This is a genomic window from Pinisolibacter sp. (assembly GCF_036782435.1).
Lineage (GTDB): Bacteria > Pseudomonadota > Alphaproteobacteria > Rhizobiales > Ancalomicrobiaceae > CALBKH01.
In genome coordinates, this window is the sequence record NZ_DAIPZB010000008.1 from 38,456 (window position 1) to 50,416 (window position 11,961).

The window sequence follows — 11,961 nt, forward strand, 5'->3', positions numbered from 1 at the left end:
CCATGGGGCGCCTGTCGAAGGTCGACCGTCTGCCGCTCGAGATCCGCGACTGCATCGGCGAGCTGCGCCGCGACGGCCACACCATCGACGAGATCCTCGCCCATCTGCGCAGCCTCGGAGTCGACGCCGAACAGGTTTCGCGCACCGGGCTCGGTCGGGCGGTCAAGAAATGGGATGCGGTCGCCGCGCGCCTCCACGACAGCCGCTCGGCGGCCGAGGCGATCATGTCGCGCCTGGAGGATCCCGGCGCCGACGACCGCGTGGCGCGGCTCAACATCCAGATGCTCCATGCCTCGCTGATGGAGCTGATGCGCGGCGAAGACGGCGAACCCGCCCGCTTCGACCCGCAGGAGGCGATGTTCGTCTCGGCGACGATCAAGAACCTCGTCGGCGCGGCACGCGTCGACCAATCGCGGGCCATCGAGCTGAAGAAGCTGCTCGATGCCGAGCGGGCGAAGACCGAACGGGTGAAGGAGGCCGTCGAAACCGCGTCGAAGGCCGGCGTCACCGGCAATCTGATCGCCCATCTGCGCGCCGAACTCGGCATCGACAAGCCCGCGGCGGGCGCGCCATGAGCGCCCTGCCCGAAGAGAAGAGCTTCGCCGTCGGCCGTGCCATCTCGCGCGCCGAGTGGGAGGAGCTGCGCCGGCAATCGCTCTATGGCCTGCCGCCGGAACTGGCGGCGCTGCCGGCCGCCGATGTGCTGTTGCCCTACCAGAAGCGGGCGATCCGGACACGGCTCGCCTATTCGGTGACGTTCATCGAGAAGTCGCGCCGCACCGGCCTCACCTGGGCCTTCGCCCTCGACGCGGTGATGGTCTCCTCCGCCGAGCTGAAGGCCGGCGGCATGGACACGTGGTACATCGGCTACAACCTCGAGATGGCGCGCGAGTTCGTCGACGTGGTCGGCATGTGGGCGAAGCTCGTCGCCGGCGTCGCGGCCGAGGTCGGCGAATTCGTCTTCGACGACTACGATCCGAAGACGAAGGAGACCCGCCAGATCAAGGCGTTCCGCGTCGCCTTCGCCTCCGGCTTCGAGGTGGTGGCGCTGCCGTCGAAACCGCGCTCGCTGCGCGGCAAGGCCGGCTACGTCGTCATCGACGAGGCGGCATTCCACGACGATCTCGAGGAGTTGCTCAAGGCGGCGATCGCGTTGACCATATGGGGCGGCATGGTGGTGGTGATCTCCACCCACGACGGCCGCGCCAACGTCTTCAATCGCAAGATCGAGGACATCCGCGCCGGCCGGCTCAAATACGGGCTCGTCCGCATCGATTTCGACGACGCGCTGCGCGAAGGGCTCTATCAGCGCATCTGCCAGCGCACCGGCAAAGTGTGGTCGATCGAGACGGAGGCCGAGTGGCGTCAGGGCGTCGTCGACGACTACGGCGAGGCGGCCGACGAGGAGCTGTTCTGCATCCCGACCGACGGATCGGGGACGTGGATCCTGCCGACGGTGATCGACCACTGCATGAGCGCCGACGTCCCCGTCGTCCGATGGGAGATGCCGACCGAGTTCGCCGCCCAGCCGGAGGCGGTGCGCCGCGCCGTCTGCGAGGCGTGGCTGAAGGCCCATGTCGAACCGCTCTACGACCGCCTCGATCCGGAGCTGCGTTCGGCCTTCGGCATGGACTTCGGCCGCGTCGCCGACCTCTCGGTCTTCCACCCGGTCCAGATCGAGCCGTCGCTCTTCAAGCGGACGCCCTTCGTCGTCGAGATGCGCAACATCCCCTTCGACCAGCAGGAACAGGTGGTGTTCGCCCTCGCCGGGCGGCTGCCGCGCCTCGTCAAGGGGGCGATGGACGCCGGCGGCAACGGCGCCGCGCTGGCCGAGAAGACGGCGCAGAAGTTCGGCTTTTCCATCATCGAACAGGTGAAGTTCTCGGTCGACTGGTATCGGCTGAACATGCCGCCGTTCAAGCGGACGCTGGAGGCCGGCGGCATGTCGCTGCCGCGCGACGCCGACACCCGCGCCGACTATACGCTCGTCAAGATCGTCGACGGCGTAGCCCGTCTGCCGGCGACCCGCACGAGGGAAAAGGGCGAAGGCGCCCTCGGCTCGAAGACGAAGAAGCGCCACGGCGACGCCGCGATCGCCGGGGCCTTGGCGCACTTCGCGTCGGAGCAGCCTTGGGGCGAAGTTCGCCTCGACGTGCTCGACACGCCGCGGGACGAACCGTCGGCCCTGAAGGGCTTCGGTTTCGGTCTGTCGGTGCGCGAGGTGCTCGACGGCTTCATGGGGAGATGGTGGTGATGGCCGCTTCGAAGGATCTTCGAATGGAGGTCGCCTCGGTGGCGCGCGACCCTTGGATCGCCGCGTTCCAGTCGGTGCTGGCGCCCCAGGATCCGACCCTCGCCCAGGCATCGCACAAGGGCGTGGCCCTCTACGACGAGATCCGCCGCGATCCGCACGCCCATGCGGTGTTGCAGAAGCGCGCCCTCGAGGTGACGGCGCGGGAATGGCGGGTCGATCCGGCCTCCGACAAGCGAGTGGACCGGCGTGCCGCCGAGGCGGTCGAGACGGGGCTGAAGCGCATCGACTTCGACCGGCTCACCCGCGGTCTGCTCGGCGCGGTGCTCTACGGCTTTGCGGTCGCCGAGGCGATGTGGACCGTCGTCGACGGCCTGTGGCTGCCCGACAAGATCAAGGTACGGCGTCAGCGGCGCTTCCGCTTCACCGTCGACGGCGAGCTGCGGCTCCTCACCCGCGAGGCCGGGTTCGACGGCATCGCCGTCCCCGACCGGAAATTCATCGTCCACCGGTATTCGCTCGATCACACCGATGACGACCCCTACGGGCTCGGCCTCGGCTCGGTGCTGTTCTGGCCGGCGTGGTTCAAGCGTCAGGTGCTCGGTCATTGGCTGCGCGCCACCGAGCGCCACGCCGAACCGGATCTGACCCTCACCTACGAAGGCCAACACGACGCCGAGCTGGAGAAGAAGCTGCTGGCGGCGGCCGCGGAGCGCGCCGGCAACAAGGTGATGGCGCTGCCCGCCTCGGTCACGGCGGCACTGCTCGAGGCGAAGAACGCCGGGGGCGGCGAGCAACTCGGTGCGCTGTCGCGCTATCTCGACGAACTGATGAGCGAGGCGGTGCTCGGCGAGACACTGTCGACCAATGTCGGTGCGAGCGGCTCGCGCGCCCTCGGCGACGTCCACAACGAGGTCCGCCTCGCCATCGCCAAGGCCGATGCCGATCTTCTCTCTGCGACGATCAACGAAAGTCTCGTGAGGTGGATCGTCGACATCAATGCTCTCGGCGGCGCCTATCCGACGGTGTGGCGCGACTTCGCCGAGCCCGAGGACCTGAAGGCCCGCGCCGATCGCGACGTGGCGCTCGATCGCATGGGCTACCGGGCGAAATCGGTCGACCAGATCAACGAGACCTATGGCGGTGAGTGGGTCGATACCAGGGCCTCCGGCACACCGCCCGGCAGCGCCGAGGCGTCTTCGGCGCAGGCGGCGATCGCGGCGGCCTTCGCCGAGGCGGTCGTGGCCGATCCGCTGATGCCGCTCGTCGATCGGCTGGCCGGCGCGGCAGAGGCGCCGATCGACGAGATGATCGCGCGGATCCGCGCCGAGGCCGAGGCGGCGACCAATCTCGAGGACTTCGCCACGCGGCTGCTGATCCTCTCCGGCGACCTCGCGATCGACGATCTCGCCGGTGTCTTCGAACAAGCGTTGACCGTCGCCACCCTCGGCGGCATCACCTCGGTGGAGGTGTCGAACGATGGCGGTTGAGGGCTTCGGCCTGCCGTTCCAGGAAGCGATCGATCACTTTCGCCGTAAGGTGAACCTGCCGACCGAGCGCTTCGACGATCTCCTCGGCGCCGCGCACGCTCGCGCCTTCACCGTCGCCGGTGTCACCCGCGACGACATCCTCGCGACGTTTCGCGCCGAGATCGATCGGGCGCTGACGCAGGGCGGTGACCTCGCCTCCTTCCGTAAGGTGTTCGACGAGGTGGTCGACCGGACCGGCTGGAAGTTCAAGGCGCGGGGCCAGACCGAGGAGGAGCGCCGCGCCTGGCGCGCCGGCATCATCTTCAACACCAACGTCCGCACCGCCTACATGGCCGGCCGTTTCAGGCAGATGACCGACCCGGCGGTGACGAGGTTCCGGCCGTACTGGCGCTATCGCCACAACGACGTGCGCTTTCCCCGTCCGCTGCACGTGAAGTGGGACGGCACGGTGCTGCGCCACGACGATCCCTGGTGGAAGGTGCATTTCCCGCCGAACGGCTGGGGATGCCGGTGCGACGTCGAAACATTGAGCGCCCGCGATCTCGTCCGCCTCGGCAAGTCCGGTCCCGACGAGGCTCCGCTCGACGACGTCTATCCGGGCAAGGACCCGCGCACGGGCGCGGCCGAGATCCGTCATCCCGGCGTCGATCGCGGCTGGGACCACAACGTCGGCGAAGCGTCGATGGCGGGCACGGTGCCGCCGGAGCTGGCGTCGCCTCTGCCCGCTCATGGCGAGCCGGTGCGACGCCCGACGAAACTGCCGGATCTTCCCGCCCCGACCCCGGTCGCTCCCGATCGCCTGATGCCTCAGGGCCTGCCGGAGGAGGATTACGTCGCCGCCTTTCTCGCCGAGTTCGGTGCGACGCTCGATCGCCCGGCCGTCTTCCGCGACAGGTCGGGCGGCATCGTGACGGTGGACCGGAGCCTCTTCGAAGTGCGCGACGGCACGGTTCCGCCACCGCTGAAGGTCACCAAGTTCGGCCGCGAGGTCTATGTGCGCGAGTTGGCGCAGACGATCCTCGATCCCGACGAGATCTGGGTCGATTGGGCGGAAACGGCGACCGGCGTCGTCCTGCGCCGCTCGTACCTGCGGCGCATCCTGCTGCCGAAGGGGCGGTCGCTGTTCCTCCGCTTCCAGTGGACCAAGGCCGGCTGGACCGGCGTCACCGCCTTCCAGACGAACCCGCGCTATCTGGAGCAGTACCGGTCGGGAGCGTTGCTCTGGATCCGGAAATGACGAAGCGCCCCCAACCGGCCGAGAGCGCTTCCCCCTGGAGACTTTGAGATGCGGGCCGGGCACCCGATCTCCAGACGATGACGGAAACATAGGCGCGACGACGGCGAGGTGCAAGATGACCGGTGTCCTGATCGAGGTCGACGACGCGGCCGTGATCGATGCTCTGGCGCGGCTCGGCGCCGCCGGCGACAACCCGCACGGCTTTCTGGAGAACATCGGCGAGATCCTCCTGAAGTCGACCCGGGAGCGCTTCCGCACCGAGACCGATCCCGAGGGAAAACCCTGGGCACCGCTGAACCCGCTCTATGCGGCGGGAAAGAAGGCAGGGACCAAGATCCTCGAGGCATCCGGGCAACTCGCGTCCACCATCGTCTACCAGATAGCCGAGTCGGCGCTCGTCGTCGGCACCAACCGGCCACATGCCCGCGTCCACCAGTTCGGCGCCACCATCGTTCCCAAGAGCGGGGCGGCGCTGGTCTTCTCCATGGGTGGCGAGACGATCCGCGCCAAATCGGTGACGGTGCCGGCGCGACCTTTCCTCGGCGTCTCGACCGAGGATCGGGAAAGGATCGTCGAGTTCGCCGACGATTTCTTTGCGGACCTCGCAGGAGGCGCAGGGGGCGCGGCGCCAGGAAGATGAGTGGGAGCTAGGCGGAAGGGGGAGAGAGCCCGCGTACGGGCTTCGAAACCGCTTCTAAGATGCCATCGGACCTCGATCCGATCCCCACTGGTCGGATCGGCCGCAGGGAGATAGACTCCCGGCTGCTCCCCACATCGCGATTTCCACATCGATCGCACCCCCGTGCGACAGGATTTCATGGTTCCGACCTGCGACGGTCGGGCCATGACCAGACGCGCCCCCATCGACTTCGCCGAGGCGAAGCCCTTCGAGATCTTTCGCACCGGGACCCATCGGCCGATGGTCGGTGAGGCGATCTCCTTCGCCGAGGCCGATCTCGCGGCGATCGCCGCGGCCTACGATCCGGCCTTGTCGGAAGCCCCGATCGTCGTCGGTCACCCGGCGCTCGATGCGCCCGCCTACGGCTGGATCGGCGGCCTCGCGGTCGAGAAGGACCGGCTGCTGGCGTCGCCGATCCAGGTCGACGCCGCGTTCGCCGAGATGGTCCGCGCCGGGTCGTTCAAGAAAATCTCGGCGTCGTTCTATCGCCCCGACCAGACCGGAAACCCGAAGCCCGGGTCCTTCTACCTGCGGCACGTCGGGTTCCTCGGCGCTCAGCCGCCGGCGGTCAAGGGGCTGAAGCCGGTCGAGTTCGGCGACGACGATGCCTGCCTCACTCTCGAATTCGCCGATTGGTCGTCCGCCTCGGCGCTGCGCTCGGTCGGCCGGCTGATGCGCGGGCTGCGCGACTGGATCATCGGCAAGGACGGCGTCGACGCCGCCGATCGCGTGCTGCCCGATTGGGAAATCGAAAGCCTCGGCGAACGGATCGCCGAGATCTCGGCCGATGCGGGCGCGCCCGTCATCGCCTACGCCGATCGAAGCGAAGAGGACCGATCGATGACGACTGCCACCGAGCTCGAAGCGCGCCGCGCCGCGGTCGAACAACAGGAGCACGCGCTGGCGGAGCGCGCGCGCCAGCTCGATGCCCGGGCCGCCGAGTTCGCCGAGGCGCAAGCGACCCGGCGCCGGGCCGAGGACGCCTCGGTCCTCGACGCGCTGATCGCCGAAGGACGTCTGCCGGCGACGCTGCGGCCGATGGCCGATGCGCTCTTCGCGGCGACCGGTGATCTCGGCTCCGTCGATTTCGCCGAAGGAGACGGCGCCGTCGTCGCCACCGCGCCGCGCGAGCTGCTGACGCGTCTCCTGAAGGCGATCCCGCTGCCGGTCGCGCCGGGCGAGATCGCCGGCGGCGAGCCCGTCGACTTCGCCGATCCCGAAGCCGTGCGCGAGGCGATCGAGACCGAGATCTCCGAGGCCGCCGGCCGCGGCGAGACCATCACCGCCGCCCAGGCCGCGGCGCGCATCAAGGACCGTTGAGCCATGAACATCGTCAAGAGCTACGTCGCCTCGGCGCGTGTCGAGCACCGCCGTCTGGTCAAGTTCACCGCCGACGGCTCCGTCGCCCACGCGACCGCCGCGACCGATGCGGTGATCGGCGTCACCGACTGCCCCGGCGGCGCCGATGCCGACGCGCGGGTCGACGTCGTCCGTCTCGGCTTCGCCGACGTCGAGTTCGGCGGCGTGGTCGCCCGCGGCGCCGCCTTCACCGCCGGCGCGAACGGTACCGCCGTCGCCGCCGCTCCGGCCACCGGGGCGAACGCCTTCACCGCCGGCGTCGCCGAGGTGACCACGACCGCCGGCGACTTCATCCGCACGCTCGTCGCGCCCGGCGTGATCCAGGGCTGACCTCGTCCATCCGCCGCGAGGCGACAGGAGACCTTCCATGACCGGTACGCCGTTCCCCATCGATCCCGTCCTCACGGGTGTGGCTCTCGCCCACAAGAACGCCGCCATGGTCGCCGACCGGGTGTTGCCCTTCGCCTCCGCGCCGATCGACAAGAGCGAGTTCAAGTGGAACAAGTTCGACTTCGACGAGGCGATCACCGTCGACAGCGACGGCCGCGTCGGCCGCAAGAGCGCGCCGGACGAGGTCGAATACGGCATGACCGAGGCGACCGCCTCGACCGAGGATTTCGGCTTCGACGACCTGGTTCCGATCGACGACGTGACGAATGCTCCGAAGGGGTTCGATCCGCTCTCGTTCGCGACCGAGATGCTCACCGATCGGGTGCTGTTGGTGCGCGAGAAGCGCGTCGCCGGCATGGTCTTCGATCCGGCGACCTATCCGGCCGCCAACAAGCTGACGCTCTCCGGTACGTCGCAGTGGTCGGATCCCGACAGCGATCCCGCCGCGGCGATCGGCGACGCCGCCGATTCGATGGTGACCCGGCCGAACTGCATGGTCATCGGCCGTGGCGGTTGGTCGAAGCTGCGCCGTCATCCGAAGCTGCTCAAGGCGACGTCGATCTCCGGCACCGATCAGGGCGCGCTCAGCCTCGCCCAGGCGCAGGACGCGCTGGAGATCCCGGAGATCATCGTCGGTGAGGGATGGATCAACCTGCAGCGCCGCGGCCAGGCGCCTGTGCGCCAGCGTGTGTGGGGCAACCACGCCGCGCTGTTCTATCGGGCGCCGTCGATCGCCCCCAACGGCCGGGTGATGACCTTCGGCTGGACCCAGGCCTTCGGCACTCGTGTCGCCGGTCAGATCCCCGAACCCAAGATCGGCCTGCGCGGGTCGATCCGGGTTCGCTCCGGTCATTCGGTCAAGGAACTGATCTCGGCGCCGGAGGCCGGCTTCCTGTTCACCGACGTCGCCTGACGCGCGAGACGGGGCGAAAGGGGCCCCGGAAAGCGTCGAGGTGCGGCGGCCGTGATCGCCGCGCCCACCCCTCGCGCCGGCGGAAGTCCGGCGATCCTCCTCCCGTAAGAAAGCTGACGACATGGCCGAAACGAAACCCACCGATCCCGCGGGCAAGGCCGCCTCGACCGAGCCGAAGAAGGCGAAAGGGTGGAAGGCGACGCGGCCGATCGCCCACGACGGCAAGCGCTACGCGCCCGGCGACGTCATCGCCGCCGACGCCATCACCGAGGCGCAGGCCGCCGCGTTGACGGCGAGCGGCGCGGTCGAGGCGGTGTGAGGGTTCAGCGATGCCCTACTGCGCCCTCGCCGACCTGATCGATCGTGCCGGCGAGGCCGAGATCCTCCAGGTCGCCGACCGGGATATGGACGGCATCGCCGACCCGGCCGTGATCGACGCCGCCATCGGCTCGGCCGGCGATCAGATCGACGCCTATCTCGCCGGCCGGTTCGCCCTACCGCTCGTTCCGGTTCCGGCGATCGTCGTCACCTGGGCGGTGTCGATCGCCCGCTACCTGCTGCATCGCGACGGGGCGCCCGATCACGTCGTCCGCGACCAACGCGACGCCCTCGCCGCGCTCAAGGATGCCGCGGCCGGCCGGCTGTCGCTGCCGTCCGTCACCGGGGCCGTTCCGGCACCCGCTTCGACGAGCGGCATCGGTGTGGCGACCGACGGCACCGTCTTCACGTCCGACCGAATGGGGGGGTTCCTCTGATGCTTCTCGCAGCGGTGGCCGATCGACTGAAGAGCGCAGCGACGCCGCCGTTGACGTCGATCTCCGGCGGCGAGGATCTCGCGGCGCTGGCCGAGGGCACCGCCCCCGGCGATCACGCCGCCTTCGTGCTGCCGTTCTCGAAGGTGGCGAGCCCCAACGAGCGGATGAACGGACCGCCGCTTCAGACCCTGGCCATCACGTTTCTCGTCGCGGTCTGTGTCCGCCGCCACGGCGACGCCAAGGGCGAAGCGAGGATCGCTGCGACCGATGCGATCGACGCCGCGCTCGAGGGCGCGCTCCTCGGTTGGGTGCCGCCGGGCGACCACGACCCGGTGACCCTGGTGGGTGTGCGCTCCCAACCGGCGAAGAACGGCGTGCTCTGGCACGTCTCCACCTGGGCCACGGCCCGCACCATCGAGGGCTCGTCATGACCCGCAGCTTCATCCCGCCCGCCGAGGGCGGCTCCTATGTGTTCGATCCGGTGACGGGTGCCCTCGACCTGGTCGAGCGCGGTGGCACGGCGCCGTCGGCCGAGTCCGCGGTTCTGGTCGAGGGCGCGCTGGCGAGCGAACCCGCTGCGGCGACCGACGCCGCCCCCGCCGCCCCCGCCGCCCCCGCCGCCGGCGATGCCGACGCTTCCTCTCCCGTCAAGAAGATCCGGAAGGACTGATCCATGGCCGCGCGCAAGATGCAGAAGCTCGCCCTGCTGGCGAAGATCGAGACCACCTACGGCACCGACGCGACGCCGACCGGCGCCGCCAACGCCATGCTGGTGAAGAACGTCACCATCACGCCGCTGGAGGGCGAGGAGATCCAGCGCGATCTCGTCATGCCGTACTTCGGCTCGCTGGGTGTCATCCTCGCCGGCACCTACGGCAAGATCGACTTCGAAGTGGAGCTGGCCGGGTCCGGCACGGCCGGCACCGCGCCGTTCTGGGGTGTGCTGGCGCGGGCCTGCGCCATGTCGGAGACGGTGGTGGCCGCGACCTCGGTCACCTATGCGCCGGTCTCTGCCGGGCAGGAATCGGCCACCATCTGGTGGAATCTCGACGGGACGCGCCATGTGCTGCTCGGCGCCCGGGGGACCTTCTCGCTCTCGATGGATGCGCAGAAGATCCCGACCCTCAAGTTCACCCTCACCGGCCTGCTCGGCACGGTCACCGACGTCGCCCTGCCGGCGACCACCCTGCCGACGCCGCCGAAGCCGCTGCCGCCGTCGAAGACCAACACCCCGACCTTCAGCCTCCACAGCTACTCGGCCGTGGTCGAGGCCTTCTCGATCGATCTCGGCAACAAGGTCGAGCCGCGGCTGTTGATCGGCTCGGAATCGATCGAACACGTCGACCGGGCCGTCATCGGCTCGGCGACGGTCCAGGCCGATCAGGTCGCTGGTGTCGACTGGATGAGCAAGGCGACGGCGCGAACCCGCGCCGCGCTGGCGGTGACCCACGGGCTCACCGCCGGCAACATCATCCAGATCGCCGCCCCGGCGGTGGAGATCGGCAAGCCGACCCACGGTTCGTCGAACAACATCCTCAACGTCACCCTGCCGCTGGTCTTCTGTCCGTCGTCCGCCTCCGGCAACGACGAGCTGTCGATCGTGGTGAAGTGAGGGCGCGCCGATGTTCAAGATGACGGCCGAACACCTGTTCTGGGCGCCCGTGAAGGTCGCCGTGCCCGGCGAAGCCGCACCGGCGACTTTCGAGATGCGCTTCGAAGCGCTTTCGAGCGACGAGGCGATGGCCCTGTCGGAGGCGGCGATGGCCGCCGCCGGCCGGTCGCTCGAGGCGGGCGCGGACGAGGAGATGCGACAGATCCGTCGCATCTGTCGCGACTGGCGCGACGTCGTCGATGCCGGCGGTGCCGAGCTGCCTTTCTCCGAGGCCGCTCTCGACGAGGCCTGCCGCTGGGCGTGGGTCCGCACCGCGATCATCCGCGGCTATATCGAGGCGGTGACGGGGGCGCGGGCGGGAAACTGACCGCCGCCGGCCGGGCCTGGGCCTATGCCCGGACCGGCCGGGCCGATCCCGACCGGCTGGCGGCGATCGACGCGCGGACCGTGGCCGACTGCGCCGCTCTCGGCATCGTCATCCCGGCCGACCGGCCGCAGGACGACGGCACCGTCGAGGTCTGGGCCGTCAATTGGCCGGCGTTGGCGGTGTTCGTCGATCTCGCCGACCAGTGGGAGGTGGTCGGGGTGTGGACGCGGGCGATCCACATCGGGCTGCCGGTCGAGCGGGTCGAGACGATGATCCGCCGGCACCGCATCGCCGAGGACGAGGCCGACCGGGTGTTCTTCGACGTGCTGGAGCTGGCGGCCGTGGCGCTGCCGATCCTCAACGAGGTGACCGAATGACGCTGCAGCTCGGGGTCCGGCTCTCCCTCGACAAGGGCAACCTCGCCGCCGGGGCGCGGGAGGCGGCGCGCGACGTCTCGTCGATCGGCGAGGCGGCGACGCGGTCGACCCGGCCGATGACGACGCTCGCCGGCGAGATCGACCGCTCTCTCCGGTCGAGTGGCCGGCCCGCCGCCGTCGCCTCGGCCGACATCGCCGCCTATGGGGCGGAGCTCGATCGGCTCCAGGCGAAATACGACCCGCTGTTCGCGGCGACCCGGACGTACCAGCAGGAGCTCGCCGAGCTGCGCCGGGCTCACGAGGTCGGGGCGATCAGCGGGCAACTCCTGATCCAGCGCGAGGCGGAGCTGAAGCTCGCCTTCGAGCGGACGACGTCGGCCGCGGCGGCACGCGCGTCGGCGATGAAGCGGGGCGCCGAGCAGATCGTCGCCCGCCAGACCATCGTCCCCGACCGCGGCACCGATATCGCCGCCTACGGGGCGGAGCTCGATCGGCTCCAGGCGAAATACGACCCGCTGTTCGCGGCGACCC

15 protein-coding genes and 1 pseudogene are annotated in these 11,961 nt (G+C 69.7%); all 16 read left to right on the forward strand.

Features of this window, described 5'->3' with window-relative positions; all coding sequences use genetic code 11:
* Positions 1–2: 2 nt before the first annotated feature.
* Positions 3–575 carry a phage protein Gp27 family protein gene (locus tag V7Q42_RS05015; RefSeq protein ID WP_333822849.1) on the forward strand — a complete coding sequence of 191 codons (573 nt, stop codon included), beginning with the start codon at positions 3–5 and terminating at the stop codon, positions 573–575.
* Positions 572–2,254: a hypothetical protein gene (locus V7Q42_RS05020; RefSeq protein ID WP_333822850.1), complete on the forward strand. Its 1,683-nt coding sequence runs from the start codon at positions 572–574 to the stop codon at positions 2,252–2,254. The genes V7Q42_RS05015 and V7Q42_RS05020 overlap by 4 nt, the downstream gene beginning before the upstream one ends.
* Positions 2,254–3,741 (forward strand): DUF935 domain-containing protein, encoded by a 1,488-nt coding sequence (locus V7Q42_RS05025; RefSeq protein ID WP_333822851.1) that lies wholly within the window; start codon positions 2,254–2,256, stop codon positions 3,739–3,741. The genes V7Q42_RS05020 and V7Q42_RS05025 overlap by 1 nt, the downstream gene beginning before the upstream one ends.
* Positions 3,731–4,978 carry a PBECR2 nuclease fold domain-containing protein gene (locus V7Q42_RS05030; RefSeq protein WP_333822852.1) on the forward strand — a complete coding sequence of 416 codons (1,248 nt, stop codon included), beginning with the start codon at positions 3,731–3,733 and terminating at the stop codon, positions 4,976–4,978. The genes V7Q42_RS05025 and V7Q42_RS05030 overlap by 11 nt, the downstream gene beginning before the upstream one ends.
* Positions 4,979–5,093: 115 nt before the next feature.
* On the forward strand, positions 5,094–5,618 hold the full coding sequence (locus V7Q42_RS05035; protein WP_333822853.1) for a phage virion morphogenesis protein: 525 nt from the start codon (positions 5,094–5,096) through the stop codon (positions 5,616–5,618).
* A gap of 204 nt (positions 5,619–5,822) precedes the next feature.
* Positions 5,823–6,977 carry a peptidase gene (locus tag V7Q42_RS05040; RefSeq protein ID WP_333822854.1) on the forward strand — a complete coding sequence of 385 codons (1,155 nt, stop codon included), beginning with the start codon at positions 5,823–5,825 and terminating at the stop codon, positions 6,975–6,977.
* A gap of 3 nt (positions 6,978–6,980) precedes the next feature.
* Positions 6,981–7,346: a hypothetical protein gene (locus V7Q42_RS05045; RefSeq protein ID WP_333822855.1), complete on the forward strand. Its 366-nt coding sequence runs from the start codon at positions 6,981–6,983 to the stop codon at positions 7,344–7,346.
* Between the two features lie 37 nt (positions 7,347–7,383).
* On the forward strand, positions 7,384–8,319 hold the full coding sequence (locus tag V7Q42_RS05050; protein ID WP_333822856.1) for a major capsid protein: 936 nt from the start codon (positions 7,384–7,386) through the stop codon (positions 8,317–8,319).
* A 121-nt stretch (positions 8,320–8,440) separates the two neighbouring features.
* Positions 8,441–8,638 (forward strand): hypothetical protein, encoded by a 198-nt coding sequence (locus tag V7Q42_RS05055; protein ID WP_333822857.1) that lies wholly within the window; start codon positions 8,441–8,443, stop codon positions 8,636–8,638.
* A gap of 10 nt (positions 8,639–8,648) precedes the next feature.
* On the forward strand, positions 8,649–9,074 hold the full coding sequence (locus V7Q42_RS05060) for a gp436 family protein (protein WP_333822858.1): 426 nt from the start codon (positions 8,649–8,651) through the stop codon (positions 9,072–9,074).
* Entirely contained in the window at positions 9,074–9,505 is a 432-nt protein-coding gene (locus tag V7Q42_RS05065) for a phage tail terminator protein (protein ID WP_333822859.1), read from the forward strand. Before V7Q42_RS05060 ends, V7Q42_RS05065 begins: the two co-directional genes overlap by 1 nt.
* The gene (locus V7Q42_RS05070; RefSeq protein ID WP_333822860.1) at positions 9,502–9,744 is read left to right on the forward strand and encodes a hypothetical protein; all 243 of its coding nucleotides are present in this window, start codon (positions 9,502–9,504) and stop codon (positions 9,742–9,744) included. The genes V7Q42_RS05065 and V7Q42_RS05070 overlap by 4 nt, the downstream gene beginning before the upstream one ends.
* Positions 9,745–9,747: 3 nt before the next feature.
* Positions 9,748–10,686 (forward strand): phage tail tube protein, encoded by a 939-nt coding sequence (locus V7Q42_RS05075; protein ID WP_333822861.1) that lies wholly within the window; start codon positions 9,748–9,750, stop codon positions 10,684–10,686.
* A gap of 10 nt (positions 10,687–10,696) precedes the next feature.
* Entirely contained in the window at positions 10,697–11,053 is a 357-nt protein-coding gene (locus V7Q42_RS05080) for a hypothetical protein (protein ID WP_333822862.1), read from the forward strand.
* Positions 11,054–11,133: 80 nt separating this feature from the next.
* Complete coding sequence (locus V7Q42_RS05085) at positions 11,134–11,430, forward strand: DUF1799 domain-containing protein (protein ID WP_333822863.1); 297 nt, start codon at positions 11,134–11,136, stop codon at positions 11,428–11,430.
* A pseudogene (locus tag V7Q42_RS05090) lies at positions 11,427–11,961 on the forward strand (hypothetical protein); the annotation flags it as partial. The gene V7Q42_RS05085 and the pseudogene V7Q42_RS05090, both read left to right, overlap by 4 nt.

Coding starts and splice junctions, on each gene's coding strand:
- V7Q42_RS05015 (WP_333822849.1), top strand. CDS start 3: ATGGGGCGCCTGTCGAAGGTCGACCGTCTGCCGCTCGAGATCCGCGAC.
- V7Q42_RS05020 (WP_333822850.1), top strand. CDS start 572: ATGAGCGCCCTGCCCGAAGAGAAGAGCTTCGCCGTCGGCCGTGCCATC.
- V7Q42_RS05025 (WP_333822851.1), top strand. CDS start 2,254: ATGGCCGCTTCGAAGGATCTTCGAATGGAGGTCGCCTCGGTGGCGCGC.
- V7Q42_RS05030 (WP_333822852.1), top strand. CDS start 3,731: ATGGCGGTTGAGGGCTTCGGCCTGCCGTTCCAGGAAGCGATCGATCAC.
- V7Q42_RS05035 (WP_333822853.1), top strand. CDS start 5,094: ATGACCGGTGTCCTGATCGAGGTCGACGACGCGGCCGTGATCGATGCT.
- V7Q42_RS05040 (WP_333822854.1), top strand. CDS start 5,823: ATGACCAGACGCGCCCCCATCGACTTCGCCGAGGCGAAGCCCTTCGAG.
- V7Q42_RS05045 (WP_333822855.1), top strand. CDS start 6,981: ATGAACATCGTCAAGAGCTACGTCGCCTCGGCGCGTGTCGAGCACCGC.
- V7Q42_RS05050 (WP_333822856.1), top strand. CDS start 7,384: ATGACCGGTACGCCGTTCCCCATCGATCCCGTCCTCACGGGTGTGGCT.
- V7Q42_RS05055 (WP_333822857.1), top strand. CDS start 8,441: ATGGCCGAAACGAAACCCACCGATCCCGCGGGCAAGGCCGCCTCGACC.
- V7Q42_RS05060 (WP_333822858.1), top strand. CDS start 8,649: ATGCCCTACTGCGCCCTCGCCGACCTGATCGATCGTGCCGGCGAGGCC.
- V7Q42_RS05065 (WP_333822859.1), top strand. CDS start 9,074: ATGCTTCTCGCAGCGGTGGCCGATCGACTGAAGAGCGCAGCGACGCCG.
- V7Q42_RS05070 (WP_333822860.1), top strand. CDS start 9,502: ATGACCCGCAGCTTCATCCCGCCCGCCGAGGGCGGCTCCTATGTGTTC.
- V7Q42_RS05075 (WP_333822861.1), top strand. CDS start 9,748: ATGGCCGCGCGCAAGATGCAGAAGCTCGCCCTGCTGGCGAAGATCGAG.
- V7Q42_RS05080 (WP_333822862.1), top strand. CDS start 10,697: ATGTTCAAGATGACGGCCGAACACCTGTTCTGGGCGCCCGTGAAGGTC.